This window comes from Streptococcus sp. SC1, assembly GCF_030272855.1.
Lineage (GTDB): Bacteria > Bacillota > Bacilli > Lactobacillales > Streptococcaceae > Streptococcus.
Genome location: NZ_JAQCMU010000001.1, coordinates 55,351 through 82,279 on the forward strand (window position 1 = coordinate 55,351; position 26,929 = coordinate 82,279).

27 protein-coding genes are annotated in these 26,929 nt (G+C 43.9%); 16 read left to right on the forward strand and 11 right to left on the reverse strand.

From position 1 onward, the window contains the following. Window positions 1-4: 4 nt before the first annotated feature. Window positions 5-535, reverse strand: a complete 531-nt coding sequence (locus PAN94_RS00290; RefSeq protein WP_005591417.1) for a TetR/AcrR family transcriptional regulator — start codon at window positions 533-535, stop codon at window positions 5-7. Between the two features lie 141 nt (window positions 536-676). On the opposite strand from PAN94_RS00290, the gene PAN94_RS00295 reads away from it, so the two are divergent. The 5 genes from PAN94_RS00295 (at window position 677) to PAN94_RS00315 (ending at window position 7,343) form a co-directional block, all read left to right on the forward strand. After that, on the forward strand, window positions 677-3,076 hold the full coding sequence (locus PAN94_RS00295) for a YhgE/Pip domain-containing protein (RefSeq protein ID WP_285874192.1): 2,400 nt from the start codon (window positions 677-679) through the stop codon (window positions 3,074-3,076). A gap of 241 nt (window positions 3,077-3,317) precedes the next feature. Beyond that, window positions 3,318-4,043, forward strand: a complete 726-nt coding sequence (locus PAN94_RS00300) for a polyphosphate polymerase domain-containing protein (protein ID WP_285874194.1) — start codon at window positions 3,318-3,320, stop codon at window positions 4,041-4,043. Then, window positions 4,036-4,716: a DUF4956 domain-containing protein gene (locus tag PAN94_RS00305; protein ID WP_187421018.1), complete on the forward strand. Its 681-nt coding sequence runs from the start codon at window positions 4,036-4,038 to the stop codon at window positions 4,714-4,716. The genes PAN94_RS00300 and PAN94_RS00305 overlap by 8 nt, the downstream gene beginning before the upstream one ends. A gap of 20 nt (window positions 4,717-4,736) precedes the next feature. Next, complete coding sequence (locus PAN94_RS00310; protein WP_285874196.1) at window positions 4,737-5,987, forward strand: carbohydrate-binding domain-containing protein; 1,251 nt, start codon at window positions 4,737-4,739, stop codon at window positions 5,985-5,987. A 105-nt stretch (window positions 5,988-6,092) separates the two neighbouring features. Further along, window positions 6,093-7,343 carry a S41 family peptidase gene (locus PAN94_RS00315; RefSeq protein ID WP_285874197.1) on the forward strand — a complete coding sequence of 417 codons (1,251 nt, stop codon included), beginning with the start codon at window positions 6,093-6,095 and terminating at the stop codon, window positions 7,341-7,343. A gap of 39 nt (window positions 7,344-7,382) precedes the next feature. Here the strand turns inward: PAN94_RS00315 and PAN94_RS00320 are convergent, their stop codons facing one another. The 4 genes from PAN94_RS00320 to PAN94_RS00335 all read right to left on the reverse strand — a co-directional run bounded on the left by PAN94_RS00320 (window position 7,383) and on the right by PAN94_RS00335 (window position 10,259). After that, complete coding sequence (locus tag PAN94_RS00320) at window positions 7,383-8,336, reverse strand: S66 family peptidase (RefSeq protein WP_285874198.1); 954 nt, start codon at window positions 8,334-8,336, stop codon at window positions 7,383-7,385. Between the two features lie 118 nt (window positions 8,337-8,454). Further along, window positions 8,455-9,354: a DUF4097 family beta strand repeat-containing protein gene (locus tag PAN94_RS00325; protein WP_285874199.1), complete on the reverse strand. Its 900-nt coding sequence runs from the start codon at window positions 9,352-9,354 to the stop codon at window positions 8,455-8,457. Next, window positions 9,347-9,946: a DUF1700 domain-containing protein gene (locus PAN94_RS00330; RefSeq protein WP_285874200.1), complete on the reverse strand. Its 600-nt coding sequence runs from the start codon at window positions 9,944-9,946 to the stop codon at window positions 9,347-9,349. The genes PAN94_RS00325 and PAN94_RS00330 overlap by 8 nt, the downstream gene beginning before the upstream one ends. Continuing rightward, the gene (locus PAN94_RS00335) at window positions 9,933-10,259 is read right to left on the reverse strand and encodes a PadR family transcriptional regulator (RefSeq protein ID WP_005591427.1); all 327 of its coding nucleotides are present in this window, start codon (window positions 10,257-10,259) and stop codon (window positions 9,933-9,935) included. The genes PAN94_RS00330 and PAN94_RS00335 overlap by 14 nt, the downstream gene beginning before the upstream one ends. Window positions 10,260-10,525: 266 nt before the next feature. Here PAN94_RS00335 and PAN94_RS00340 point away from each other — a divergent pair, with 266 nt between their 5' ends. From PAN94_RS00340 to PAN94_RS00365, 6 genes are read left to right on the forward strand one after another with little or no spacing between them, the layout of a single operon-like run. Beyond that, window positions 10,526-10,657, forward strand: a complete 132-nt coding sequence (locus PAN94_RS00340) for a teichoic acid D-Ala incorporation-associated protein DltX (protein WP_005591428.1) — start codon at window positions 10,526-10,528, stop codon at window positions 10,655-10,657. Window positions 10,658-10,677: 20 nt separating this feature from the next. Further along, window positions 10,678-12,228: a D-alanine--poly(phosphoribitol) ligase subunit DltA gene (gene dltA, locus PAN94_RS00345; protein WP_285874201.1), complete on the forward strand. Its 1,551-nt coding sequence runs from the start codon at window positions 10,678-10,680 to the stop codon at window positions 12,226-12,228. Beyond that, window positions 12,225-13,469 carry a D-alanyl-lipoteichoic acid biosynthesis protein DltB gene (gene dltB, locus PAN94_RS00350; RefSeq protein ID WP_062004546.1) on the forward strand — a complete coding sequence of 415 codons (1,245 nt, stop codon included), beginning with the start codon at window positions 12,225-12,227 and terminating at the stop codon, window positions 13,467-13,469. The genes dltA and dltB overlap by 4 nt, the downstream gene beginning before the upstream one ends. A 21-nt stretch (window positions 13,470-13,490) precedes the next feature. After that, window positions 13,491-13,730 carry a D-alanine--poly(phosphoribitol) ligase subunit DltC gene (dltC, locus tag PAN94_RS00355; protein WP_005591431.1) on the forward strand — a complete coding sequence of 80 codons (240 nt, stop codon included), beginning with the start codon at window positions 13,491-13,493 and terminating at the stop codon, window positions 13,728-13,730. Next, window positions 13,723-14,994: a D-alanyl-lipoteichoic acid biosynthesis protein DltD gene (gene dltD, locus PAN94_RS00360; RefSeq protein ID WP_062004545.1), complete on the forward strand. Its 1,272-nt coding sequence runs from the start codon at window positions 13,723-13,725 to the stop codon at window positions 14,992-14,994. The genes dltC and dltD overlap by 8 nt, the downstream gene beginning before the upstream one ends. 24 nt (window positions 14,995-15,018) lie before the next feature. Next, complete coding sequence (locus PAN94_RS00365; protein ID WP_187421009.1) at window positions 15,019-15,498, forward strand: GNAT family N-acetyltransferase; 480 nt, start codon at window positions 15,019-15,021, stop codon at window positions 15,496-15,498. Between the two features lie 30 nt (window positions 15,499-15,528). On the opposite strand, the gene PAN94_RS00370 is transcribed toward PAN94_RS00365, so the two are convergent. The 4 genes from PAN94_RS00370 to PAN94_RS00385 form a co-directional block, all read right to left on the reverse strand. Then, window positions 15,529-16,356 (reverse strand): Cof-type HAD-IIB family hydrolase, encoded by an 828-nt coding sequence (locus PAN94_RS00370; protein ID WP_062004544.1) that lies wholly within the window; start codon window positions 16,354-16,356, stop codon window positions 15,529-15,531. Between the two features lie 35 nt (window positions 16,357-16,391). Continuing rightward, window positions 16,392-17,138, reverse strand: coding sequence for a DeoR/GlpR family DNA-binding transcription regulator (locus tag PAN94_RS00375; protein ID WP_285874202.1), 747 nt, complete (start codon window positions 17,136-17,138; stop codon window positions 16,392-16,394). Between the two features lie 232 nt (window positions 17,139-17,370). Continuing rightward, entirely contained in the window at window positions 17,371-18,543 is a 1,173-nt protein-coding gene (locus PAN94_RS00380) for a CynX/NimT family MFS transporter (RefSeq protein WP_285874203.1), read from the reverse strand. Between the two features lie 76 nt (window positions 18,544-18,619). Then, entirely contained in the window at window positions 18,620-19,141 is a 522-nt protein-coding gene (locus PAN94_RS00385; RefSeq protein WP_285874204.1) for a TetR/AcrR family transcriptional regulator, read from the reverse strand. A 169-nt stretch (window positions 19,142-19,310) separates the two neighbouring features. Between PAN94_RS00385 and PAN94_RS00390 the strand changes: the two genes are divergently transcribed. The 4 genes from PAN94_RS00390 to PAN94_RS00405 all read left to right on the forward strand — a co-directional run bounded on the left by PAN94_RS00390 (window position 19,311) and on the right by PAN94_RS00405 (window position 21,797). After that, complete coding sequence (locus PAN94_RS00390) at window positions 19,311-20,171, forward strand: cation diffusion facilitator family transporter (RefSeq protein WP_285874205.1); 861 nt, start codon at window positions 19,311-19,313, stop codon at window positions 20,169-20,171. Between the two features lie 149 nt (window positions 20,172-20,320). Then, window positions 20,321-20,923 (forward strand): DUF3796 domain-containing protein, encoded by a 603-nt coding sequence (locus tag PAN94_RS00395; RefSeq protein WP_285874206.1) that lies wholly within the window; start codon window positions 20,321-20,323, stop codon window positions 20,921-20,923. A 2-nt stretch (window positions 20,924-20,925) separates the two neighbouring features. After that, on the forward strand, window positions 20,926-21,153 hold the full coding sequence (locus PAN94_RS00400) for a helix-turn-helix transcriptional regulator (protein ID WP_285874207.1): 228 nt from the start codon (window positions 20,926-20,928) through the stop codon (window positions 21,151-21,153). Next, window positions 21,150-21,797, forward strand: coding sequence for a Maf family protein (locus tag PAN94_RS00405; RefSeq protein WP_285874208.1), 648 nt, complete (start codon window positions 21,150-21,152; stop codon window positions 21,795-21,797). The genes PAN94_RS00400 and PAN94_RS00405 overlap by 4 nt, the downstream gene beginning before the upstream one ends. A 98-nt stretch (window positions 21,798-21,895) precedes the next feature. Here PAN94_RS00405 and PAN94_RS00410 read toward each other — a convergent pair whose 3' ends face one another. Then, window positions 21,896-23,068, reverse strand: a complete 1,173-nt coding sequence (locus PAN94_RS00410) for a family 1 glycosylhydrolase (RefSeq protein ID WP_285874209.1) — start codon at window positions 23,066-23,068, stop codon at window positions 21,896-21,898. 40 nt (window positions 23,069-23,108) lie between these two features. Next, complete coding sequence (locus PAN94_RS00415; RefSeq protein WP_285874210.1) at window positions 23,109-25,790, reverse strand: serine-rich family protein; 2,682 nt, start codon at window positions 25,788-25,790, stop codon at window positions 23,109-23,111. 311 nt (window positions 25,791-26,101) lie between these two features. On the opposite strand from PAN94_RS00415, the gene PAN94_RS00420 reads away from it, so the two are divergent. Beyond that, window positions 26,102-26,929: an ABC transporter ATP-binding protein gene (locus tag PAN94_RS00420; protein WP_285874211.1), complete on the forward strand. Its 828-nt coding sequence runs from the start codon at window positions 26,102-26,104 to the stop codon at window positions 26,927-26,929.

Here is a 26,929-nt window from a genome sequence, read left to right on the forward strand (position 1 = left end):
AGTTTTATAGCATTTTTAAAAGAAGATTAGCCATTTGTTCCGGGCTTTCCTTACTGCCTCGGGCGATCCACATCTGGTAGACGCCAAAGAAAGCATTAACGAGGTAGACTATACCGTATTCCTTTTCGATTTGATTGAAAGCTTTATTGCGAAACCGTTCCTGTAGGATTTGGGAAAGTAAGGATTGGAGCTTATGGCGTAGGAAATTTTGGATTTCTCTAGTACCGTTTTCCGTCAAGAGAGCAGCCAGAAGAGGCTCTTGGGTCAGGAACTGAAAGACCTCTGTGATAGCGACTGCAACATCTTCTCGATTGTGTTCAAAGATATATTCTAGTTGATGAAAGAGGCCTTGCTGATAGCGCTCAATCATATCATATTTATCCTTGTAATGGGTATAAAAGCTACTGCGACTGATACCGGCAGCTCGCGCCAATTCGACTGTTGTAATATGGTCAAAAGATTCTTGATGCAATAAGTCAACCATAGCCTTCTCAATGATGGCCTTGGTTTTTTTACGTTTATTACTTTCCGTCATTTCAATCTTTCCTTTGTTATTGAATTATACAAAATTAGACAAGATGTACAAAAATAGATTTTTCTGCTTGCCTTAATTTTTTTATTGTGTATAATCTATTATATCAAATTTTTAGACAATGTGTATAAAAAAGGAGAAAAGATGTTCAAAGAATGGAAAGCGATCTTCAAAAAACCGAAGATTATTGTAGTCATGCTGGGGGTTGCCTTAATTCCAGCCTTGTATAATGTGATTTTTTTGAGCTCTATGTGGGATCCGTATGGCAAACTTTCTGATTTGCCAGTAGCGGTGGTCAATCAGGACCAGAAGGCAAGCTTATATGGAAAAGACTTGTCCATTGGTTCAGATATGGTTCAAGATATGAAGAAAAATGCAGCGCTGGATTTTCATTTTGTGGATAAGGATCAGGCAGAGAAGGGATTGGAAAAGGGCGACTATTACATGGTGGTGACTCTTCCTAAGGATCTATCAGCCAATGCGGCTAGTATCTTGAGCAATCAGCCTAAGCAAGTTACGATTCATTATCAAACATCCAGTGGGCATAGTTTTATCGCCAGCAAAATGAGCGATTCTGCCATGACTTCGATGAAGCAATCGGTCAGTCAGAAGATTACAAACAGCTATGTGACAAGCCTTTTTGCGAGTATGGATAAGCTAAAAGGTGGACTTGGAACAGCCGCAGATGGCACAGCTAAATTGGCCGAAGGCAGTCAGGAACTGGCAAACGGTAGCCAAAAGCTGTCTACTAACTTAGAAAGTCTAGCTCAGTCCAGCCTCACTTTCTCAGATGGAGCTACAGCGCTATCGACTGGTCTGGTAGCATACACAAATGGAGTGGCTCAGATCAATGCCGGCTTGCCGACTTTTACTAGCAAGATGACGGAATATACAGATGGAGTTGGGCAGCTTTCAGCTGGTGCCAGTCAGTTAACCGCTCAGTCACAAACATTACTGAATGGAACCAACCAACTGACGGGTAATTCACAGGAATTAGTCGCTGGTGTGGAGCGCCTAAACAGCGGTTTGGCAGAACTGCAATCCTCCGTTAATAGCAGTGTTACGACTAACCAAGAAAAGGTTGCTCAGTTGACGGCGGGTCTAGATCAGCTCAATACAGCTATTCAGAATGCCACATCGGGAACGAGCTTGCCAACGGAAACAATTGCGGCTTCTCTCACAACGATTGCGACCAATGCCCAGTCTTTGGCAAGTAGTGCGCAAAGTGATCGGGCGGCAGCCGTAGCTGCTTTAGAAGGAACAGCTGCTTACCAAAAACTTTCTACCGATGAGCAAGAAGAACTAAAAGCAGCTCTAGCAGGTGGTGCTGATTCTAGCAGTAGTGCAGCGGCAGCTATTCTACAGGAAGTCCAAGCTATCCAAACGAATCTGCAAGGACTGCAAACGGCCAGTGGTCAGGCAAGTCAGCTGTCGGCAGCGGCCAACCAAGTCCTGCCAGGTGCTTCAGCTATGATTAGTGGTCTCTACGGTGGCCTAGGTCAGGTAAATGAAGCTTTATCCTCTGCCAGTACTGGTTCGGCGACCCTTTCTCAAGGCATTACGGCTTATACAGGTGGCCTTTCTCAAGTAGCTCAGGGAGTAGCCGCTTATACTACAGGGGTTGATCAGCTTTCTCAAGGAGCGGCTAATCTAGCGAGCCATAATGACCAAGTGACTTCAGGAATCGGTCAAATCAGCTCAGGCCTCTCTCAATTACATGATAAATCATCTACTTTGGTCGCAGGTATGCAAACATTATCTACAGGTGCAACTCAAATGGCGGATGGTTCTCAGCAGTTAGCGAATGGTGGTCTCACCTTGAACAGTGGGCTAGGAAATTTATCAATCGGCGCTCAGACTCTAAATACAGGGTTGACGGATGCCAAGGGTCAATTGTCCGAGCTTTCAGTGACAGAGGACAATGCGGCTGCCTTGGCTGGCCCTGTCGAGCTGAAAAAGACAGATAAAGATCAGGTTGGTAAAAATGGTATTGGTATGGCTCCCTACATGATTTCTGTTGCTCTTTTTGTGGCGGCGATTTCGACCAATGTTATTTTTGGCACGCTTCCTTCTGGTCAAGTTCCAGCTTCTCGCAAAGCTTGGCTTAAGGCTCGTTTGGAGGTCAATGGCTTGATTTCTGTTTTGGCTGGCATCTTGGTTTACGGAGCAGTTCATTTGATCGGTCTTAAGGCCAACTATGAATGGACGACGCTGGCCTTGACTGTTTTAGCTAGCATGGCCTTTATGGCGGTTGTGACGACTCTGGTCACTTGGGATAGTAAGGTCGGGGCCTTTATCTCCTTGATCCTCTTGCTCCTGCAGTTGGCTTCTAGCGCTGGTACTTATCCGCTGCCCCTGACGGCGGAAATCTTCCAAATGCTCAATCCAATCTTGCCAATGAGCTATGCGGTGTCAGGACTGCGGGAAACGATCTCGATGAATGGTCAAATCGGTGGCCAACTAGCCTTCTTGGTCGCGACTTTACTGCTTTTCATGGTCTTAGGCACAATGGCCTATCGTCCTGATAAGAAAGAAATTATTTAAGATAGAGAAGAGCGCAGACTATTTTCTCTTCGAAAGGAACAACTTGGTTTTGTGAACAGAACCAAGTTTTTTTGTTTCACGTGAAACAGTAGAGAATTTTGCTGTGTAGATTTTCTCCACAAGTCTATTTTATTCGGTATGAAAATATGAATGTTTTGTTTTCTTTAAGTTTTCTTTAGCCTTGCTTTAAGTTTTCATCCGTAAAATGGCTCTAGTTACAAGAAAGACAGGGGGAGAATCCATGGCTAAAAAGACATTTAAAGATAAATTTCAACGATTTGAAACCAAATACATTATTTCCAAAGAAACTTTGGCCGATTTACTGACCGAGTTTGAAAGTCATCTGGTGGAGGATGAGCATGCTTACTCGACCATCCATAATCTTTACTACGACACCCCGACCTATCAAATGATTCGTGAGTCCTTAGAAAAGCCTTATTTTAAAGAAAAATTGCGCGTGCGGACCTACGATGAAAGCCCAAGAGAAGACAGTCAAGTCTTTTTGGAAATCAAGAAAAAAGTGCGTAAGATTGTCTACAAACGCCGCATTTCGACAGATCTAGTCGCTGCAGAGGCTTACTTGGAGGGCGATCACAGTAAGGTTGAGGATTGTCAGATTCGTGAGGAAATCGACTGGCTGGGTCAGCGCTACGGTGGTCTGCAGCCCATGATGTATATCTACTACAATCGTTATTCTATGAAGGGGATTGAGGATCCCAATGTTCGGATTACCATTGACCATGATTTGACCTACCGCAACTATGATTTGAGCCTCTTGCATGGTCATTACGGGGAAAATCTTCTGCCGAATCATCATGTGATTATGGAAGTCAAGGTGCCAGGGGCCTATCCGCTCTGGCTGAGTGAGATTTTGGATCGCCATCAGGTTTTCCCAAGCTCCTTTTCCAAATACGGGGTTGCTTATAAGAAAACGACAGACTATAAAGGAGTTTTAAATCATGCTTAGTCATTTATTTTATGATATTTTTACCGATACGGCTGTAGATCCGGCCATGATGATGTTGGCTATTGGAGTATCCTTGCTTTTGGGCTTAGTCATTGCCAAGGTTTACCAGTTTAAGACAGTTTACAGCAAGTCCTTTGTGATGAGTTTGGCGCTCTTACCGACCTTGATTGCAATTGTGATTTTCTTGGTCAATGGAAGTTTGGGAGCAGGGGTTGCCGTCATGGGGGCCTTCAGCTTGATTCGTTTCCGTTCCGCACCGGGAGGGGCCAAGGAGCTGGTGTCCATTTTCTTAGTCATGACAATCGGGATTGCTATCGGAATGGGCTATCTGGTCTTTGCGACCATCTTTACCCTTATCATGTCGCTCGCTATGCTGCTGCTTGAGGTGGTCAATTTCGGGCAGATGAAGCATTCCATGCGCCAGCTGACTATCGTCATACCAGAAAGTCTGGATTATGAAAGCATTTTTGATGATATTTTCAACAAAGCTGCCAATCATGTTGAACTGGCTAATGTCAAAACCTCTGATATGGGGAGTTTGTTCAAGATTAAATACATCATTCAGCTGAATGGTCGAATGACCGAAAAAGAACTCATCGATGCCCTACGCACGCGCAATGGAAATCTAGAGATTGCCATCAGCCGCTATATCACGAAAGAAAATGAATTATAATATCTAGAAAGAGGCCAATCATGAAAACAGGCAAGAAAAAAATATTTCAGAAAATAAAACTAATGGTGCCCCTAGCGCTAATGACTGTCACCTTGGGAGCTTGTAGCGTGACCAGTCAGTCCAGCACCAGTACGAGCGCCAGCACCAATACCACTCAAACGGCTACCAGTACGACAAAGACAGATACATCTAGCTATTTCACGGATCGTGATCAGGAGGCTTCTTATGATGAATCGACAGCGACCAAGATTAGCTTGAGTGGCTCTACAGCCAAGACATCTGGTGACGGAGCGAGCGTTTCTGGCTCCACGGTGACGATTACGGCAGCTGGAATCTATGTCCTCTCTGGCAGCAGTGAAAATGTGCAGATTGTTGTCAAGGCTGGCGATCAAGACAAGGTACAAATCGTCTTGGATGGCGTGACCATGACAGGGACGGATGCAGCGATTGTGGTAGAAAATGCGGATAAAACCTTTATTACCCTAGCTGAAGGCAGTAAGAGTAGCATTTCTGACTCAGCCAATCACACCAATACTGACTACGATGCGGCCATTTATAGTAAGGACGACTTGACCTTTAACGGCTCAGGCAGTCTGACCATCGAAGGAAAATATGGTAACGCGGTCGAGTCTAATGATGACCTGCGCATCACAGGCGGGACTTATACGATTAAAGGCTACAAGAATGCCTTGTCAGCCAATGATGCTATCAATATCAAGGAGGCTAGTCTGGATATTACCGCAACGGAGGATGCGATTCACGCAGATAATGATGAAGATACTTCGCTCGGGAATCTCTATATTCAGTCTGGTACCATTACGATTAATGCTGGCGATGACGGCCTTCATGCCAGCAATGCAGCGGTGATCGACGGTGGCACCATCACAGTCAAGTCCAGTGTCGAAGCTTTAGAGGGAACAAATGTCACGATTAATGGCGGGACACTTGATCTTTATGCGACGGATGATGGGATCAATGCAGCTAGTACGGTGACTGGGGCTGAGATTTTCATCAAGATTACTGGTGGTGACATCAAGGTTAAGGTCGGCCAAGGCGATACAGACGCCCTTGACTCAAACGGCGATATCATCATGACAGGCGGAAACCTAGCTATCACGTCCACTGTGTCTGCCTTTGACTTTGATGGTAAGGCTAGCTATACGGGCGGTACCATCACGGTTAATGGGCAAACCCGAACCGAAATCACAGCCGATGGCCCTGGTGGCGGTGGTGCCCCAGGCGGACAAGGTGGCGGTCCTGGTGGACATTGATTAGAAAAAATCTAAGCAGAGATTGTGCTTAGATTTTTTTGTTTAAATCGGCATAAAATGTACAAAAATGATATACTGGTCTCAATAATGAAGAGGAGCAATACGATGAGAAAAACGGCTATTTTTGAAGATGTTGTTTCGATTATGACCCAAGATTCTGCAACTAAAAAGGATATTGACGGTGCGGATCCGACTGGTTTTCGCGAATGTATTTCAGACGATATGAGTGAAAAGGACTTTCTTTATCAGGTTCAGACTTATCTAGCTAGCTTCGGAGTTATTGGCCACGTAGCTTTTCGGGAGAAATATGCTAAGCCAAAAGGTTTTTTTCTACGTTCAACAATCCAAGGACTTTATGTTGAGCAGGCTAATGCAGATACGAATTTGCAGGCGGGCGATCAAATTGTGAAACTGGATGGACAACATCTAGAAGAGTTTTATAGGATGCACCGAGCGTATTTTACCAGTTCAACGCCCGAGCGAAACTACCGTGAGTGGAGCGAGTTGATTTCAAAAGCTAGGCAAGTGACTGTTTTGCGAGCAGGAGTAGAGCAAATCCTTTCAGTTGAGCCTAGCCAGAATCCTGTAGAGAGTCGATTTGAATGGAAAGAGTTAGAAAAGGGTGTTATTTATCTCCGTTTGGATGACTTTAGGAACGAGAAAGCCATCAACAAACTCTATCAGGAAGCACAAGATACTATCAAGAGGGCTGCTTGTCTGGTGATTGATGTCCGTCAAAATACTGGCGGGATGGACTCGCTGTATTTTCCCCTGCTCCACTATGCTCTTTCTGAGGGGCAAGTCTATTCTGACTTGGGCTGGACTGATGAAGGGATGGAAATTCTCTACACAGAGCGGAATGTTGACCTGCGTTTGAAAGATTTTGAAGCCTACGTGCAGCAGGAAGGGATTAATCAGGAGACGAAGGATTTGTTGGAGATAATCATGCAAGACCTGCAGGCCAATCGGGGCAAAGGCTATGTTAAATTTGGAGGCGAGGACAGGGAAATGTTTCCTAATGTGAAAGGAGGAAGCCATCCTGAGAAGATTTTTGTCTTGGCAGATGTCTACTGTGCTTCGTCGGGAGACAATTTTGTCCAGATGATGAAATGTTTTCCTAAGGTGACGGTTCTGGGGCGCCCGACTCTTGGAATACTAGATTATTCTAACTGCTGTCAGGTAGATTATGGTGACTATAGTTTGAACTTTCCAACTTCACGCGCTCTAGCACTTGATAAGGGACAGGGGATGACAGACAAGGGGATTGAACCAGACATCCTTATTCCTTGGACAGTTGAGCATCTGGAGCGGGATGTGGATTTGGAGCGCTGTTTAGAGATGATTCATGACTTTTAGATATCAAAAACGACCTTTTGTTTGGAGGTCGTTTCTTGTTTATTCGTCAATTTTGATAGACATCGTCTCCGTATCCACGGCCACTTGAGCACCGATGGTAATAGTAAAGAGTGGCTGAGTATGGGCAAAGTCCAAGTCATAGAGGACGGGAATCGTCTTTAGAATTGGATGTTTATCCAAGATATAAAGGAGCAGTTCCTCTGTCATCTGGCATTCTTTTGGAAAGCGGCCGATGAGGAGGGCCTGCGGGTTAGGATAGGTCTGAAGGAGGGCAGCTAGATTGCGGTCAAACTCCACATAATCATCTTCCTCCGCCTCTTCAACAAAGAGGACATAGTTCTCATCTGTCGGAGCATAGGGGGTGCCACGTAGAAGCGAGAAGGTAGAGAGATTGCCGCCGATAGCAGTGGCTTGGGCTTTTCCATGGTTGTAGACTTTCCACACTGTCTCATGGAAAGTCAGTGGCGCATCTGGAAGATACCAAGCATTACTGCCCCATTTCTCACTAGGAGTCAATTCATAAGAAGTCTGGCTGACGGCCTTGAGCCAGCTCTCGGTCTGATAGTCCTGCAGGGCTTCCATCTTAAAGCTGGAGTAGGATGGTCCCATGTAGGTTTTCATGCCGGTCTTGCTATAGATAGCGTTGAGCAAGGCTGTCGTGTCTGAGTAGCCGCAGAAAATCTTAGGATTGCTAGCTATCAACTCAAAGTTCAGATAGGGCAGGAGCTCATTGCAGTTAAAACCGCCGATAGTGGCCAGAATAGCATCAACGGACTCATCTGCGAAGGCAGCATGAATGTCTGCCACCCGGCTTTCGATGGAGGCAGAGCCTAGTATATCATTTTCCAGATAATGCTCCGAAAAAGAAACGGTAAATCCTAGCTTTTCCAAGCGCTCCTTGGCGGCTAGATTGGCCTCAAAGCCACCAAGGCGTTCGATTGACGACGAGGGGCTGACGACCCGAATGTGCATACCAGGTGTGAGTTTTTTCATAGGGACCTCCTTGTGATAAATTTTTATAGAATATCATAACATAAAGGATATAGGAAGTAAAGGTAGGGTTAGAGAAAATAACCATAAAAAACGGAACCAATCAGGCTCCGTTCTATTTTTAATGACTAATCGCAATGCTGCCAGTGCTGGTGCGGGCGGTTAGCTTGGCTTGAGCTTGTTCATTGGTATGAATGACCCGATCACCTATAAAGTTATCTTGGTCGTGGCTGGTCTGCATGTCCTTGGGCAGTTCAATGTCACCTAGGTCTGTTTGCAGGTCCAGTGAGATGGCTTTGAAGGTCTCTTCGGTGAGATGGAGATCGATGGAGCCATTGTCGCTGGACATGTTGATATTGCCCTTGAGGGTTAGTTTATCACTAGTGATACTGCCGTTGGAGAGACTGATTTGAGTATCGGTCAGGCTGGTTTGGACTAGCTCGATGCTACCATTGTCATTTTCGATACTGCCAGTCTCAATCTGGCTATGACTGAGTTCGATTGAACCATTGCTGAGATCGGCTTTTAATTTTTTGATTGTCAGGTCATTGATTGATAGGCTGCCGTTAGCTAAACTGGCCTTAACCTGCTCCAAGTTCCTTCCCTTAGGTAGGCTTAGAGTGATTTGTTGAGTCCTTTCCAAATCTCCATTTATCAAGCCTAGTAAAGAGCGTAGGCCGCTGTTAATGTTGATAAAAAAGCTGGATTCCTTAATGTATAAACTTCCGTTTTTAGCTTTCGTAGCCACTTTCTCAGATGTCTTGCCGTCTCCTTGATAATAGGTCAAGTGGACCTTATCATCGGGTGATTCTTCAATCACAACCGAGCGATTGTTGAGCTCTAGATCTAGGGAATGGATATTGTCATAGGTTTCTTCTTGCTTAGCCATCTTGGTGCTAGCGGCTGAGCTCCTCACCCAATCTTGCAGACCTCCACTGGCCAGACCTACCAGTATCAGGCCTATACCCAGCAGACAGGCAACAATCGCAATGCTGAACACGGTTTTTCTTACTTTAGACATGACGGCCTCCTTTCCGTGCCAAGGCTTGGGCGAGTTTGACAAAACTCAGTTTGATAAAGCGAAGGATAGGACCAATGCTGAGATAAAAGAATCCAGCCATCCCCAAGGCTAAGAGGCTCATCCCCAAACTAAGGGAAAAAGCAGGAATCGAAGTAGCCATGCCGAGAGTCAGGCTGTCCCAAATCAGACTAGCCCCTATGGCAAACATAGCAAAAGCAAAGACGGCCATAACAAAAGCAAAGACACTGATGAGGAGGAAGAAAGTAAAGACTAAGGTCAAAGCCAAAATCAGGAGGGGAATTGCCAGCGGTGCTGCCAAGATGGACAGAATGGCAATCTGGACGATCTGCTTGCTATTTTTGACAGAGCTAGCTTCTTGACTGTCTTCTTCTATTTTCTTGTCCAGAAGATTGATGATAATCTCGTGAGCGGCTTCTTTGGGGCTGCCCAGCTCAGCTATAGCCGCTGCCTCGCCCTCAGGACCTACCTCGTCAAAATACTCGGTGAAGTAGTCCATGGCTTCTTGATAGTCTTTTGCTGGTAACTTTTTCAAATAGTTATCTAGTTGGGCTAGATATTCAGTTCTTGTCATGGCGAACACTCCCTTCGATAATGCCCTTAATCATGCTGGTATAAAGCTCCCATTCATTTTTGAGGCTGACCAGTTGTTTCTGACCTGTTGGGGTCAGAGAGTAATATTTTCGTTTTCGACCTTGATATTCCTGAGAGTAAGTCTCTAAATACTGACTCTTTTCCAATTTTTTCAGGATAGGATAAAGCGTGGACTCCTTGATATCGGCAATGAGCTTGATGGTTTGGCTAATCTCGTAACCGTAGGAATCTTCTTTATCTAAAATCGCTAAAATCAGAAATTCTATCAGGGTAGAAGATGTAGGGAAATACATGCACTACCTCCTATATATAAAAATATTATATATAAACTTTCTACATATAGGATAATCCCTTTCGAATAAAAAGTCAAGTAATATATAGAAATTTTACTTATAGATATTGAAAAGGATTTCATTCTTGAAAAATAAGGGAAGTAACTCTTTTTCTCCTTATTTCCTTACAAGAACTTTACACAATTGATAGCTTTTATATTGAAATCTTTCTCTATAAAATGGTAAAATAATCTATGTCTATCTAAAAAAAGATAAGAGTGAATGAAATGACGAAATATAAGACGATTTATAAGTTTGTAGGGCAGACATTGCTATACTTTGTGATTTTCGTAGCCCTGCTTTATTTCTTTAGTTATCTTGGTCAAGGTCAAGGTGGCTTTATCTACAATGAATTTTAATGTAAGAGAGTACTATACACATGTCAAATACAGCAATTACAGATATGATTGAAGCGATTGAGCACTTTGCTCAGACGCAGCCAGATTTCCCTGTCTACAATGTCCTCGGACAAGTCCATACCTACGGAGATCTAAAGGCCGATTCCGATGCATTGGCAGCCAAGATTGATAGCTTGGGGCTGGCTCCCAAGTCACCCGTCGTTGTTTACGGTGGTCAGGAGTACGAAATGCTGGCTACTTTTGTGGCCTTGACCAAGGCTGGTCATGCTTATATTCCTATTGATAGTCATTCAGCCTTGGAGCGCGTGACTGCTATTTTGGAAGTAGCCGAACCAAGCTTGATTATTGCCATTGCGGATTTTCCGCTGGCTGATACAGATGCAGCCATTCTCAGTCTGGAAGAGGTTCGAGCGGCTTACGCAGAAAAGACTGCCTATGAGATGAGCCATCCAGTCAAGGGTGATGACAATTACTACATCATCTTTACTTCTGGTACGACTGGTAAACCTAAAGGTGTGCAAATCTCTCATGATAACCTGCTCAGCTTTACCAACTGGATGATTACAGACAAGGAATTTGCGACACCGAGCCGTCCGCAAATGCTGGCGCAACCGCCTTATTCTTTCGACTTGTCAGTTATGTACTGGGCACCGACTTTGGCGCTGGGGGGCACTCTCTATGCCCTGCCTTCTAGTCTGACTCAGGACTTCAAGCAGCTATTTGAAGCGATTCTCAGCCTGCCTGTAGCGATCTGGACTTCTACACCGTCCTTTGCGGATATGGCTATGCTTTCGGAAGATTTTAACAGCCAAAAGATGCCAGGCATTACGCATTTTTACTTTGATGGAGAGGAGCTGACGGTCAAGACAGCTCAGAAATTGCGGGAGCGTTTCCCTGAGGCTCGTATTATCAATGCCTATGGTCCGACTGAGGCAACGGTGGCTCTGTCTGCAGTTGCCATCACAGATGAGATGTTAGCTACCCTCAAGCGTCTGCCAATCGGCTATACCAAGGCGGATTCACCAACCTTTGTCATCGATGAAAATGGGCAAAAATTGCCAAATGGTCAGCAGGGCGAAATCATTGTCTGCGGACCAGCCGTATCCAAGGGCTACCTCAACAATCCTGAAAAGACAGCTGAAGCCTTCTTTGAATTTGAAGGGCTACCAGCCTATCATACAGGCGATGTGGGTACGATGACTGATGAAGGTCTCCTACTCTACGGCGGTCGTATGGACTTCCAGATTAAGTTTAACGGCTATCGCATCGAGCTAGAGGACGTATCTCAAAACCTCAACAAATCCAAGTATATCGAGGCGGCAGTAGCAGTACCACGCTACAATAAGGACCACAAGGTTCAAAACTTATTGGCCTACGTTATTTTGAAAGACGGTGTTGCAGAGCAATTTGACCGCGAAATCGATATTACCAAGGCTATCAAAGAGGATCTACAGGATATCATGATGTCTTATATGATGCCATCTAAGTTCCTCTATCGGGAATCTCTGCCCCTAACACCAAACGGCAAGATTGATATCAAGGGGCTGATTAGTGAGGTCAACAAGTCATGATGGATTTCTTGAAACAGCTTCCTCATCTGGAGCCTTACGGAGACCCACAGTATTTCCTTTATCTTATCTTGGCTGTTTTGCCAATCTTTATCGGACTTTTCTTTAAGAAACGCTTCCCGGTCTATGAAGCCTTGGTCAGCTTGGTCTTTATTGTCTTGATGTTGACGGGGCCTAGTCTAGCGCAGCTTTATGCCCTGCTCTTTTATGTCGTCTGGCAGACGGTCTGGGTTTATTCTTATAAATTCTACCGCAAAAAGCGGGACAGCAAGTGGATATTTTATTTGCATACAGCATTGGCGGTTCTGCCCCTATTCTGGGTCAAGGTCGAGCCAGCTATCAGTGGCCATCAATCACTCTTTGGCTTCCTGGGAATTTCCTATCTGACCTTCCGCTCAGTTGGTATGATTATTGAGCTGAGGGATGGCGTGCTGACTGATTTCAGTCTTTGGGAATTCCTCCGCTTTATGCTCTTTATGCCTACTTTTTCTAGTGGCCCTATTGATCGTTTCAAGCGTTTCAATGAAAATTATCTCCAAATACCAGAGCGCGATGAGCTTCTGGATATGCTGGAGCAGTCGGTCAAGTATATCATGCTGGGCTTTCTCTATAAGTTTGTCCTGGCCCATATCTTTGGCCACATGATTTTAGGGCACGTCAAGACCTATGCCCTCTATACTGGTGGTTTCTTCAATCTGGGAACGCTAGGCGTCATGTATGTCTTTGGTCTGGATCTCTTCTTTGACTTTGCCGGTTATTCGATGTTTGCGGTGGCCATTTCCAATCTCATGGGCATCAAGAGCCCTATCAACTTTGACAAGCCTTTTGTTTCACGCGATTTGAAGGAATTCTGGAATCGCTGGCACATGAGCCTGTCCTTTTGGTTCCGTGACTTTGTCTTTATGCGCCTGGTCATGGTACTCATGCGCAACAAGGTCTTTAAAAACCGCAATACGACTTCCAGTGTAGCCTATATAATCAATATGTTGGTCATGGGCTTCTGGCATGGTGTGACCTGGTACTATATCGCCTATGGTCTCTTCCACGGTCTGGGCTTGGTGGTCAATGACGCTTGGCTCCGTAAGAAAAAGACCATCAATAAAGAGCGTAAAAGTAAGGGACTGCCAGCCCTGCCTGACAACAAGTGGACCCAAGCGCTGGGGGTTGTGATCACCTTCCATGTTGTCATGTTCTCATTCTTGATCTTCTCAGGATTTTTGAATGACCTTTGGTTTAAAAAATAAAATGTAAACGAGGAAACTAAAATGGATGTAAAAGCAGAAGTAATTGAAATTATTGACGAATTATTTATGGAAGATGTTTCGGACATGATGGACGAGGATTTGTTTGATGCTGGCGTTTTGGACAGCATGGGGACAGTAGAGCTGATTGTTGAGCTGGAAAACCGTTTTGACATCCGCGTGCCAGTGTCAGAATTTGGCCGTGATGACTGGAATACAGCCAATAAAATCGTTGAAGGCGTAACGGAGCTTCGTAATGCTTAAACGACTCTGGCTGATTCTGGGGCCTGTCTTCTGCGCCTTGATCATGGTCGCCCTGCTCTTTTTCTTCTATCCGCTTGAGAAAAAGCATGATGTGGAAGCAGAGAAGCGGGCAGCTGTGACCCTTACAGCAGAAACGTTCAAAAGCCGTAGCAAAAAAATGACGGCCCTGACAGATCAAGATACCCGTTTTGTGCCCTACTTTGGATCTAGTGAATGGCTGCGCTTTGACAGTATGCACCCAGCTGTTTTGGCCGAGAAGTATGACCGCAATTACCGACCTTATTTTCTAGGGCAGCGGGGGGCGGCTTCTCTCAACCAATATTTTGGGATGCAGCAGATGACCTCTGAGCTGGAAAATAAGACGGCCGTCTATGTCGTTTCTCCGCAATGGTTTACCAAAAAAGGCTATGATGCGGCGGCTTTTCAGCAGTATTTCAATAGCGACCAGCTAGCTGGTTTTCTTAGCTGGCAGGATGGTGGAGTAGGCTCCCAGTATGCAGCCCAGCGACTTTTGCAGCTCTATCCCAACATTGCTATGGGGGATATTGTCAGGAAAGTGGCCGATGGAAGCCAACTGACTTCTTTTGAGCAGCAGTATATTAATACTATGAGTCGGATTTATCAGCGGGAGGATGCATTTTTCAGTACATTTGCTGCTGGTAATAATGGCAACTATGACACGAAGGTTTTGCCTCAGCTTTCCCGTCTTCCAGATGACTTTTCTTATGAAGAGTTGGAGCAGCTGGCTACGGCAGATGCTGTCAAGCAGACCAATAACAATGATTTAGGTATCGATAACGACTTTTATAAGAAGCGTTTGGCTAGAAAAATCAAGAAGTTCAAAGGCTTCCAATCCAAGCAGTCTTACGAAAAGTCTCCCGAGTACAATGATTTGCAGCTGGTTTTGGAGCAATTTGCCAAATCAAAAACCAATGTCATCTTTGTCATTCCACCAGTCAATGCCAAATGGATGGCCTATACTGGACTGAGTGAAGAGATGTACCAGCGGACAGTTGAGAAGATTAAGTTCCAGCTGGAAAGTCAAGGATTTACGAATATTGCTGACTTTTCTAAGGACGGCGACAAGCCTTACTTTATGCAGGACACGATCCACATGGGCTGGAATGGCTGGCTGGCCTTCGACAAGGCTGTAGATCCTTTTGTCTCTAACCCCCAACCTGCCCCTAACTATCAGATCAATGAGAAATTCTTCAGTAAGGAGTGGGCTAATTATACAGGCGACTACGAGGAATTTGTCAAATAAGAATGCAAGCTGGAAGGAGAAGTCATGATTCGCTTGGCGGAAATGCAGGATATCCCAGCAATTTTAGCAATTTTTGATCAGGCTAGGGAGTTTATGCGGACTATGGGAAATCCCAGTCAGTGGCCAGCTTCCTATCCGAATTGTCAGCTGGTAGAGGGAGATATTCGGGCAGGTCACTGCTATGTCTTTGAAGAGGCTGGGCAGGTTGTTGGAACCTTTGCGTTCATCATCGGACCAGATCCGACCTACCAAGAAATTGAAGGTGCTTGGCATTTTTCAGAGCCTTACGGTACAATCCATCGTATCGCTTCAAATGGACAAGTAAAGGGTCTGGCTCATCAATGTCTTGACTTTTGCCTGCAGCAAATTTCCTATCTCCGCATCGATACGCATGAAGATAACCATCCGATGCAGGCAGCCATTCGCCGCTACGGTTTTAGCCAGTGTGGCACGATTTATTTGCCAGATGGCAGCTCTCGCCTTGCCTACGATTACCATCAATAAAAAATCTGCTCAAGGGCAGATTTTTTTGCATTATAGTAAAACATATTCCTCAATAGCTTTGGCGACCCCGTGCTGGTTGTTGCTTTTAGTGACGGCTGTTGCCTCGAATTTAACTGCTTCAGGGGCATTGCCCATGGCAACTCCCAGACCAGCCAGTCGCAGCATCGGAAGGTCATTGAAGTTGTCTCCAATTGTCATGACCTGTTCCAGCGGAATCTGGTAGTGTTTGGCCACTTCCAGAAGGGCCTGCTCTTTTGATACCTCTTTATGAGTGACTTCCAGATAGTTGTCCTTGGACAGGTAGAAGGCTGTATTTGGAAAATCCATCGTTTGCAAGTAGGCATGGAGCTGCTGGATAACAGCTGCATCATCAATCAACAGCATCTTATGGACTGGAATGAGCACATCCAGAACAGGTAGCAGAACATTTTGAATAAGAGGCTGCTCACCTGTAATCTCGGCTTCAATTTGCACCCACCTATCCAAACGGTCAGCAATCCAATCTTTACCAGAGTAGAGATTGATGGAAACACTAGGAAACTTAGTTTTTACCAGTTCCAGAAAAGTGCGGATTTCTTTTTTATCCAATGGATGCTCGATAATGGTCTCGTAATCTTGCGGGTCACCCTTGATGACTAGAGCACCGTTGTAGCAGGCTAGTGGGTTATCACCCAGTCCCAGCTTGCGCGCAATTGGCTCCATGCCCAGAGGAGAGCGGGCAGAGGCTAGAACAAAAGGGATGTTTTCTTTTTTTAGCAAGGGAATCTGCTCCCTCAGTTGCGGATCTACTTGGTGTTGGTCATTAAGGATTGTGCCGTCAATGTCGCTGATAATCAAACGAATAGGTTGCTTGGTCATGGTCGCTTCCTCCGTACGTAAGCTATAAAATGAAACTAGTAAATAATGTTGACTTTCCCAGCTAGAAGAGCTTCTAGCTCAGGGCTAGGTTTTTGATCGGTGATCCAGTAGTCAAAATCGCTGATATTTCCTAAAATATAGGTTGATTCTTTCTTAACTTTGGCCTGCTCAGCCAGCAGAATCTTTGTCTTAGCCTGCTTAAGGGCGAGCTTCTTCAGATAGGCATCTTCCTGATCTTCAAAGCTAACTTGGCCATTTTTCAGGCCTGCAGCTCCAATAAAGGCCAGATCAAAAGAGATATCTCTGAGCAGCTCGGCTTCATTGAGGGCGTAGTAAAAACGATTTCTCGGATAGAACTTTCCACCTAAAAGATGGAAAGCAACCTGCTCTTGGTCACTCAGCATGATGGCATTATCCAAAGAATGAGAAAAAATCGTCATCGGTTGCTGAACTTTCTGAGCCAGCTTGAGAACCACCGTCGACACATCAAAGAAATTGACTTGATTGGGTTTGAGAAAGTCCAGAGCCTTCTGAGCAATGACCTTTTTTTCTTGGTTTAGTTGGTTGACACGGTCGTTGAAAGAAGGGATTTGCCGACTAGTTTCCAAAGGAATAATCCCGCCATGGGTGCGCTGAACCAGTTTTCGCTCGCTCAAAATTGAGAAATCACGGCGAATAGTGTCCTTAGAAACCTGAAAATAATCCACCATGTCCTTGGCTGCCAGTTGTCCTTTGTCCTCTAAAAGTTCCAGCATTTTTGAAAGCCGCTGCTCCTGATACATCTTCTTTATCCTTTCTGCTTCTTTATAAGTTCATTATAATTCATTTTATAAGTGTATTCAAGTATTTATAATGAAATGTAAGTGTATTTATCAAAAATATGAAAAGTTCTTTTGAAACTATGTTATAATCAAAAGAATCAAGAAGGTAAGATGAGGAAAGATGATTTCAAGCGAATTTCGGAAATTACAAGAAACTTGGCAACAAAAAACTCCTGATGGAGAATCAGAAGTTTTATAGAATCTTATCAAATTTTTCTATGTAAAAGAGGCTCATGGTCATGATGACGGTCAGTCCGAGGAGGATGAGGATGGCTGGTGTCCAAGAGTGGAACAAATCAAAGCTGTAGCCAAAGAGGCTCGGGCCGAAGGCAGCTAGGATGTATCCTCCAGTTTGAGCCAGTCCGGATAGTTGAGCCGTTTGCGCAGGCGTAGAGGTCTTGAGGGAGAAGGTCACCATGAGATAGGGGAAGAGAGCACTGACAGACATGCCAATGAGGAGATTAAGAATCAGCCAGTAAGCAAAGGCATCTGTCCGAATCAAGAGCATGGCAATACCAATCAGGCCTGCTGCGGAAACCCAGCTAATCATGAGCAGACGTTGACGAGCTTTCAAGCGCGCTGTCAAGCTAGGAATTGTCATTGAAAAGGGCAGGCTAATCAGAGAAAAGACCGCTGCTAGTAGTCCGGTCGTATCAGTAGAAAGACCGGCTTGCTGCCCCAAGGTTGGCAACCAAGTCATGCTGGTATAAAAGAGTAGTGACTGTAAGCCACCAAATAAAATCAAGGCCCAGACTCTTGGATTTTTTAGAAGAGATCCGTGCTCTTGCTTTCCTTGCTGTTTAGCCGCCAAGCGATGGCTATATTTGACATTGGGCAACCAAATCAGGAGAATCACAAAGCAAATCAGGGTTGATAACCAAATGAGACCTTGCCAAGAGCTCATTTGAACGATGGGAACAGCCAGAGCAGACAAAATCGTAATCGATAGGCCCATCGATGTGATATAGAGAGTTGTCAAAAGACCGACACGATGCGGCTGATTGGCCTGAATCAAGCTCGGAAGAAGGACGTTTAAGACAGCAATAGCCGCTCCTAAAATAATAGTTCCCGTATAAAGTAAGGGAAGATTAAATACGCGAATCAGTGAGCCTAGAGTTAGCACGAGTAAAACAAGAGCAAACAGTTTTTCCAAGCTCATCTTTTGCGCCAAGCGCGGAGCAAAGACCGAGCAGAGGGCAAACATAATCAAGGGCAGGCTAGTCAAGAGGCCCAGGGAGCTAACTGGAACCTGTAGCCCCTCCGCAATGTCTGTCAGAACGATAGGCAAAACAGTAAAAGGAGCCCGCAGTGCTATCCCGATCATCACTATACCTGGAATTAAAAATGGTGAGTGTTCTTTTTTCATAAGTTATCAATCTCCTTTCCTGTGTCAAGGAACGATTATACCATATCTTTTCAGAAAATGATAGGCGAATTGCGGCTTAGTCCATCAAGTCCAGAAAATAGCGAGAAATCGTGTTTTCGCCAACTTGATTTCGTTGTTGCAGCCACCAGCTGACCGTCTCCACAAAAGTTGACGTCACATAATTTTTTAAAAAGTTGTCCGGCAGATGGCTTTTTTTCTGCAATAATGTCTGCTCAATCATGGGAAAGAGATAGCGCTCTAGCTCGACTTTCAGGCGGTTGATGAAATAAGTATTTTTAGCCAAGAGAAGGGTGGCTATCCGATCCTGATTTTTCCGAAAGTGATGGAAAATATGGGCTGTCGCTTCAAATAAATCACGTCCTTCAGACCGCTCGATAAAGGTATGCTGAAAGAGATCTTGGCAGAGTTCCTCCAGCAGGGTTTCTTTGGTCTCAAAGTGGCTATAGAAGGTGGAGCGGCCTACATCTGCCAGATCAATGATTTCCTGAACGGTGATGCTTTCGTAGCTTTTCTGATTGAGCAGGCTGATAAAGGCTTGGTAAATGGCTGCGCGTGATTTTTTTACTCGTCTATCCATGGAAATTCCGTACAAAAAGAGCTTTTTGTCTGCTAAGAGACAAAGGGCATGAACTGGCTCTTGTTTCCTTTCTAATAATAGGAGATAATATAATTGAACAGAGTGTTCGGTATTGATTAGATTATACCATAAATAGTATTTGTTTAAGCAAATATATAAGGAGGTTGTGATGAAATCCAGTAAAAATATGACAATCGCTTTTCTCTTGAATTTTTCTTTTGCTATTATTGAGTTTACCTTTGGCCTTCTCTTTCATTCTAGCGCTGTCTTAGCCGATGCGGTTCATGATACGGGAGATGCTTTGGCTATTGGTCTATCAACTCTTTTTGAAAAGATTTCCACTAGAAAAGAAGACCGTAACTATACCCTAGGATATAAACGCTACAGCCTACTGGGGGCCCTCTTGACCTCAGTGATTTTGCTGATCGGTTCGACCTTGGTTATCGTGGAAAATGTCCCTAAACTATTTGCCCCTGAGAAAGTGAATTATGATGGCATGTTGATTTTGGGGATTGTCGCCATTGTCGTCAATACAGCAGCCAGCCGAGTGGTCAGCCATGGGCACAGCCACAATGAATCCATTCTTAGCTTGCACTTTCTTGAGGATATTTTGGGCTGGCTAGCGGTTATCCTCGTATCTCTCATTTTGCGCTTCACCGATTGGTATTTCCTGGATCCGCTGCTTTCTCTCGTCATCGCAGGCTTTATTCTCAGCAAGGCCCTGCCAAAATTTTGGGAGAATATCCAGATTTTCCTAGACCATGTGCCCAGCGATGTGGATCTCAGTCAGCTTTATCAGGAAATAGCAGCGCTAGAAAATGTGCGAGCCATCACCCAGATCAATGTCTGGACGACGGATGGCTTGGAAAAATTTGCTATGCTTCATATCTGTTTGGAAAATCCCAATTTGCTGGCTGAAACGCAGATTTTCCTACGCCAAAAGCTTTTAGCTTATGGCATTTCCAAAGTGACCATTCAGACCGATGAAAGCTTGCAAGAGCACCAAGAATATTGTATTGGTAAAGAATAAGACAGCTCCCCAGAGAAATTCTGGGGTTTTTGTTTGTGGAAATAAAAAATTCCAAAGCAGCACATAAATGCTTGTCTTTTATTCTTGTGTGTGATATATTTATAACATAAAGGGTGTTAAATATTTCTAACAAACGAAAGGAGTCTATCATGAAAAAAAGTCAAAAAATGGGTGGCCTCATTTTGATGGTTGCCACGGCTCTCTTTATTGATTTTACTGTTTTCCTTGCTCCCAGCAATCTCAGCTGGCCAGCCAAGTGGATGATTGTCGGTTTATTAAGTTTAGGTCAGCTCGTGAGTATCTGGTCTTGGTTTCACATGAAACCAGGGCCCAAGAAGGTGAAAGAGCTTCAAGAAAAGCAAGTCTATGATCTGACCATGAAATTTTATAATTTGCTGACGCTTACGGCAACTTCTATCTATAGTGTCGGAATCTGGTTGTGGACTCCGAGCACCAATCCGCCCTTTATAAAGTACATTGCCTTGGGAGGCCTCCTGGCTATCCAGTTTCTTTTTCTTCTATTTTTTGCTTTGAAAAAGGTCAAGGAGAGAGCAGACGAGCGCTTTTATGCCAATCTAGCAAAAGCAGCGACTTTGATGTTTGCCATTTGTATAGCAACTTTACTGGTACTTGCAGGCCTTAGCGCTAATGTAGGTTCCATCACAGTCAATGCCGGAATATTTTTCATCATGATTGGTATCTTGGTTTTGCTCTTTGGATTTGTCTTCTTTTTATTTGAAAAGTGGGGTTAAAAATGGCCAAGGAAAGCAATATTATCACCAATCTCAAATCTGTCCGTGAATCCAGAAGTATGACCCAGCAGGAGTTGGCTGACCGCATCGGTATGCGGCGCGAAACGATCTTGCACTTGGAAAATAATCGCTACAATCCCTCGCTAGAGATGGCTTTAAAAATCGCTCAGGTTTTTGATTTGAGGGTGGAAGAACTCTTTCAATTAAAGGACATAGGAGGACAATCATGAAGACGGTTTTTGACTACCAAAGGGAAGGTGAAAAAGGAAGGATTCGTCGCTTTGTCCTGCTATCTACGTCGCCCAGACGCAAGGAATTGCTGAGTTTTTTGAATCCAGATATTCAGGCTGTAGAAGTGGACGAGCGAGCTATCGAAGAGCATTGTATGGCAACCATCGATGATCAGGACTTTCTGACCAAGGCGGCCAAGATTTGTTGTGAGATTTCCAAGGCCAAGTCTGATTTGGACTTGGAAGCTGAAACCCTTTATATTTCAGCTGATACCATCGTCGTAGTGGATGGTCAGATTTACAATAAACCACAGGATTTAGCTGAAGCCAGTCGGATGTTTCGGTCTTACTTTAGCAAGAGCCACCATGTAGTGACTTCGGTCTGTCTCCGTATGCAGGGTTTTCTAGAAGTTTTTTACACCGTGGCGCAGGTGGACTTTGTAGATTATTACCCAGAATTAGAGCCTGTCATCGAGGCCTATCTGCATGAGAAGCGTCCGCTGGATAAGGCGGGTGCTTACGGCTTTCAGGAGCTGGATCCTCGCTTTATCCGCTCAATTACAGGCGATATGCACACCATCATCGGCCTGCCTGTCGCTGAGACTAGCTATCGGATTTTTAGAGATAGCAAAGGAAAAGATTAGGTTTTTGATTTCTATTCTAAAACATCAAAAATCTCCCCACAAGTGATTATTCACTTTCTCGGGGAGATTTTTCTATGTTTTGAACTTGGGACTGGATTCTAGATATTTACATCGCTCCAGCTAAATGGCGTGTAGCCAAGCAGCTCAATCCCGTCAATCTCAACGGATTTAATAATTTCTTGAACATTGTCTTGAATGTTCTTAGCTAATTGCGGGTGGTCAGAGACCTCAGAACAAGTCTCAATGACCAATAGAGGCTTGTGGTAGCGCTCGTATAGCTCAGACATGGCAATCCGAAGAAGAACAGGTTGTGCCAGACAAGTTTCTATATTTCTGCGGACATATTTATTGATAAACAAATCTTGGATATTTTCCGCCGCATAATGTGAGAAGGCAATGAAGTCCACGACTCCTTCTCTTAAGGCGAAGACATCCTCTTCCATAATGCCCAGATCCAGCTGATTTCGCTCAATGTAGCGAAGGAAGTGGTTTGGATAGTGGCCCTTGGTCTGCACATCTGTAAAAATGTAGTTTTTACGTCTGTTCAGCTCATGGCCCAAGGCATCGGTAGCTGAGTGATTTTCTTGGTGGGAATCACTATTGATGGTAATCAAACTACCGAATTGGAAGGTTGGATTGATGGTTTGACCGAGCTTAACCACGTTTGCGGATGCGATTAGCTGATGGTGAGCAGCTAGCCAGATTTGTTGCTCCTGGTTTTCCGTGCTATCAAAGTGTAGCCCAGCGCCCAAGAATGGCAAATAGGGAAGAGCGCTCATTTCTTTAAAGGTAATCCAGTAAGTGACTTTTTCTTTAAAGTGGGTCAAAACGGCTTCGCAATACTTTTCATACATGGCAATCATTTGACGACTTTTCCATGCCCCGTATTTTTCATACAGATGGAGAGGGAAATCAAAATGAGACAGACTCACAATTGGTTCGATGTCATTTTCTAGCAGTGCATCGATAATTGACTCATAGAAAGCAAGAACCTTAGCATCGGGTCTCCGCTCTTCTCCTGTCGGGAAGAGGCGAGTCCATGAAAAGGACAGCTGGTAGGTATTGAAGCCCATTGTTTTAATTTTTTCAATGTCTGCCAGATAATCCTGTTTACTATAGCCTTGTTTGAATAAATCGTAGGCTCCTAGGGGAATTGTTCGATAGTCAACTGTTCCGTCCATGACAGAGAGACGATAGTCTTCACCATACTGGGGTAGAATGTCGGTGATTCCTAGACTTTTACCATTACTTGATAGAATATTTCTAATCATATTAGTTCCTTTCAGTATTCATTCGCTGTTTGTTCTGAGCTTATTTTTTATGTCTCTTAGTAATCATGGCCAAGGTTGATAGATTCTGTGTGACAGTAGTAAACTCAGAAGCCATGCTTTGCGATTGATATACGGCAGCAGACAGACTGATCGAATGGGCTCTCTCTGCACTGATTGATTGTTCAATAATCATTCTTTGTGATTGCGATTCAGCGATAGATAGACTGATTGAACGCTCTCTTTCCACGCTCATTGATTGCTCAATAGCGATGCTTTGCGATTGTGATTCAGCAATAGACAGGCTGCGTGACTGTTCTTGCTCTAGGCTGATAGACTGCTCAATGATCTTACTTTGGGCTTCAGATTGGGCAAGGTAAATGCTGAATGAATGATCCTGTTTGACGCTGATTGATTGTTCAACGGCTCTGCTGAGGATTTTAGATTCTGCAGTAGATAAACTAAATGATTGTTCTTGCTCCAAGCTGGTAGACTGCTCAATAGTATCTCTTTTCGCTCTAGATTCCGCAGCTGTCAAACTGTATGAATATTCCTGTTCCAGATTGCGAGATTGTTCCACCGCCGCATGTTGTGATTGTGATTCAGCGATAGATAGGCTGCGTGACTGTTCTTGTTCCAGGCTGATAGACTGCTCTACGGCTACGCTTTTCGCTTGAGATTCTGCCATAGACAGGTTAGTAGATACTTCATTTTCTAGGCTGATAGACTGTTCAATAGCGATGCTTTGGATTTCATTTTCAGTAATAGATAGGCTTAGTGATGCCTCGTTCTCCGCGCTAATAGATTGTTCAATTGCCCGACTTAAGGCTTCAGATTCCGCTACAGATAGGCTGATGGACGCTTCGTTTTCCGCACTAATTGATAACTCGATCGCTTTACTTAGTGCTTCAGACTCTACGATAGATAAGCTAGTAGACACTTCGTTTTCTGTGATAATAGCCTGTTCAATAGCTCTATCTAAGACTTGGGATTCCTCTACAGACAAGCTCGTAGATGCTTCGTTCTCTGCGCTGATTGATTCTTCAATAGTAATGCTTTGAGAAACAGATTCAGCTATCGACAGACTAGTAGATGCTTCGATTTCCGCGCTGATAGATTCTTGGATAGCAATACTTTGAGAAATAGATTCTGCTACGGACAAGCTATTAGACGCTTCGATTTCTGCGCTGATAGATTCTTGGATAGCAACGCTTTGAGAAACGGACTCAGCTACGGACAGGCTAAGCGACGCTTCCGCCTCCGCACTGATAGATTCTTGGATGGCAATGCTCTGAGAAATAGATTCAGCCACCGACAGACTAAGCGACGCTTCGATTTCCGCGCTGATCGATTCTTGAACGGCAATGCTTTGAGACACAGACTCAGCTACAGATAAGCTGTTAGACGCTTCGAATTCCGCGCTGATAGATTCTTGAATGGCAATGCTTTGAGAAACAGATTCAGCTACAGACAGGCTAGCAGACGCTTCGATTTCCGCACTGATAGATTCTTGGATGGCGATGCTTTGAGAAACAGACTCTGCTATGGACAGGCTAAGCGACGCTTCCGCCTCCGCACTGATAGATTCTTGGATGGCGATGCTTTGCGCTACGGATTCTGCTACCGACAGGCTCAGTGATGCTTCTGTTTCTGCACTGATAGATTCTTGAATGGCAATGCTTTGCGAAATAGACTCAGCAACGGACAAGCTAGTAGATGCTTCCAATTCCGCACTGATAGATTCTTGGATGGCGATGCTTTGCGCCACAGACTCAGCTACGGACAAGCTAGTAGATGCTTCCAGTTCCGCACTGATTGATTCTTGAATGGCAATGCTTTGAGAAACAGACTCAGCTACGGACAGGCTAAGCGACGCTTCCGCCTCCGCACTGATAGATTCTTGGATGACAATGCTTTGAGAAATAGATTCTGCCACAGACAAGCTAGTAGATGCTTCGATTTCTGCACTGATAGATCCTTGGATAGCAATGCTTTGAGAAATAGACTCCGCCACAGACAGGCTGATAGACGCTTCGATTTCCGCACTGATCGATTCTTGGATGGCAATGCTTTGCGCCACAGACTCAGCAATAGACAAGCTGGTAGATGCTTCGTTGTCCGCACTGAGAGACTCTTCAGCGGCCATGCTTTGAGATACTGACTCAAAAATTGATAAGCTCAGCGACGCTCTATTTTCTTCAAGGATTGATTGCTCGAAGGCATGACTTTGCGCAATTGACAAGCTAGCAGAAGTATCCGTTTCTTTGCTGTCAGATTGCCCAATTTCCAAACTTTGTGTCTGTGATTCGGTTACTTCTAAACTACGAGAAGCCTTTTTACTTTCTATACTTAATGATAGAGATATTGAATCAGCAGTGCTCTTCAAGCCCCTCTTTTTCATAGAATCTGAAGAAATGCTTGTCTCAGTAGATTCTGTCGTGCTGGCTGCCTGGCTTTTCGCTGCCATTTTTTCCTGATCCAAACCAGCTTCACTTTCTACAACTGGGGATTCGTCTACTTCTTCTCCACCGATATTCATAACATCCAAGCGGTCGTAGTATTGGATCGACTCCAAAGCTTTCTCAATGAGGAAATTTTCTCTATCTTCTGGGTTCACATTGACTTGTGGGTTACTTCCTTCATTGTTATGAACCGCAGAAGTGGATGATTCGTCCTCTTCTCCTTTTATAAGACGCTTAAAGCCACCTAAAAAATTACGAAACATACCTTTGTTCTCTTCATTATTTGGCATGGACATACTCTCCCTAATTTTAGTAATAATACTATTATAAAGGCTAGTAGAGCATCTGTCAAAATTTATTGCATTAAAATGAATATTTTCAAAAGTAAGGGTTTTCTTGGAATTTTATAAGAGTTTTTCTCCGAATTTTATCCATTTCTCTTCTCTTTTTTGAAGATTTTGAAGTCGATAGAAATAATATTTTAGAAATAATGATATAATATAAGAAGTTATGATTGTATTCCGTTCATTTAATGTTTACCGGAGAGAAATAGTTATAGAGGAAAGACAAAGAGATGAATAAAAGTATTGTAATTTCAAATCTTAGAAAGAATTTCAAAGGAAAAATTGCACTCCAAGATATAAATCTTTCAATTAATAGTGGAGAGATTTTTGGGTTTTTAGGTCCATCTGGCGCTGGTAAAACCACAACAATAAATATTTTAACAGGGCAATTATCACCAGATGAAGGCACTGTAAAAATATTAGGGGAAGATTGTACTCAATTAACATCCGACAAATTTCTAGAATTGGGAATTATGAGTGATAATGTTGGTTTTTATGATAGATTATCACTCTATGATAATTTAATATTTTTTGCTAAATTTCATAATGTAGAAATTTCTTATCTCGACAGTTTACTTAAGCGGTTGAAACTATATGACGATCGATTTAAAAAAGCAGAAAAACTATCTACAGGGATGAAGCAACGAATGTTATTAATCCGAGCAATTTTGCATTCCCCACAGCTAATCTTTTTAGATGAACCTACTTCAGGAATGGATCCTACCCTGTCTCAAATAGTTCATGACTTATTATTAGAAATTAAAGAGGCGGGAACAACGATTTTTTTGACAACTCATAACATGGAGGAGGCAACCAAATTATGTGATTCAATAGCTTTGCTTCATAAAGGTAAAATAATAGAAAGTGGTTCCCCTCATGACATTATCGATAAATATAGCCAGACAGATAAGGTAAAAGTCACCTATTTTGATGGGAAAGAAATTATTGTTCCAAAGGGAGAAGTTTCAAAATATTTAGGAAAGAATGTAAAAACGATCAATTCTCTTGAAACGAACCTTGAAAGCATCTTTATTCAATTAACAGGAGAAAAACTATAA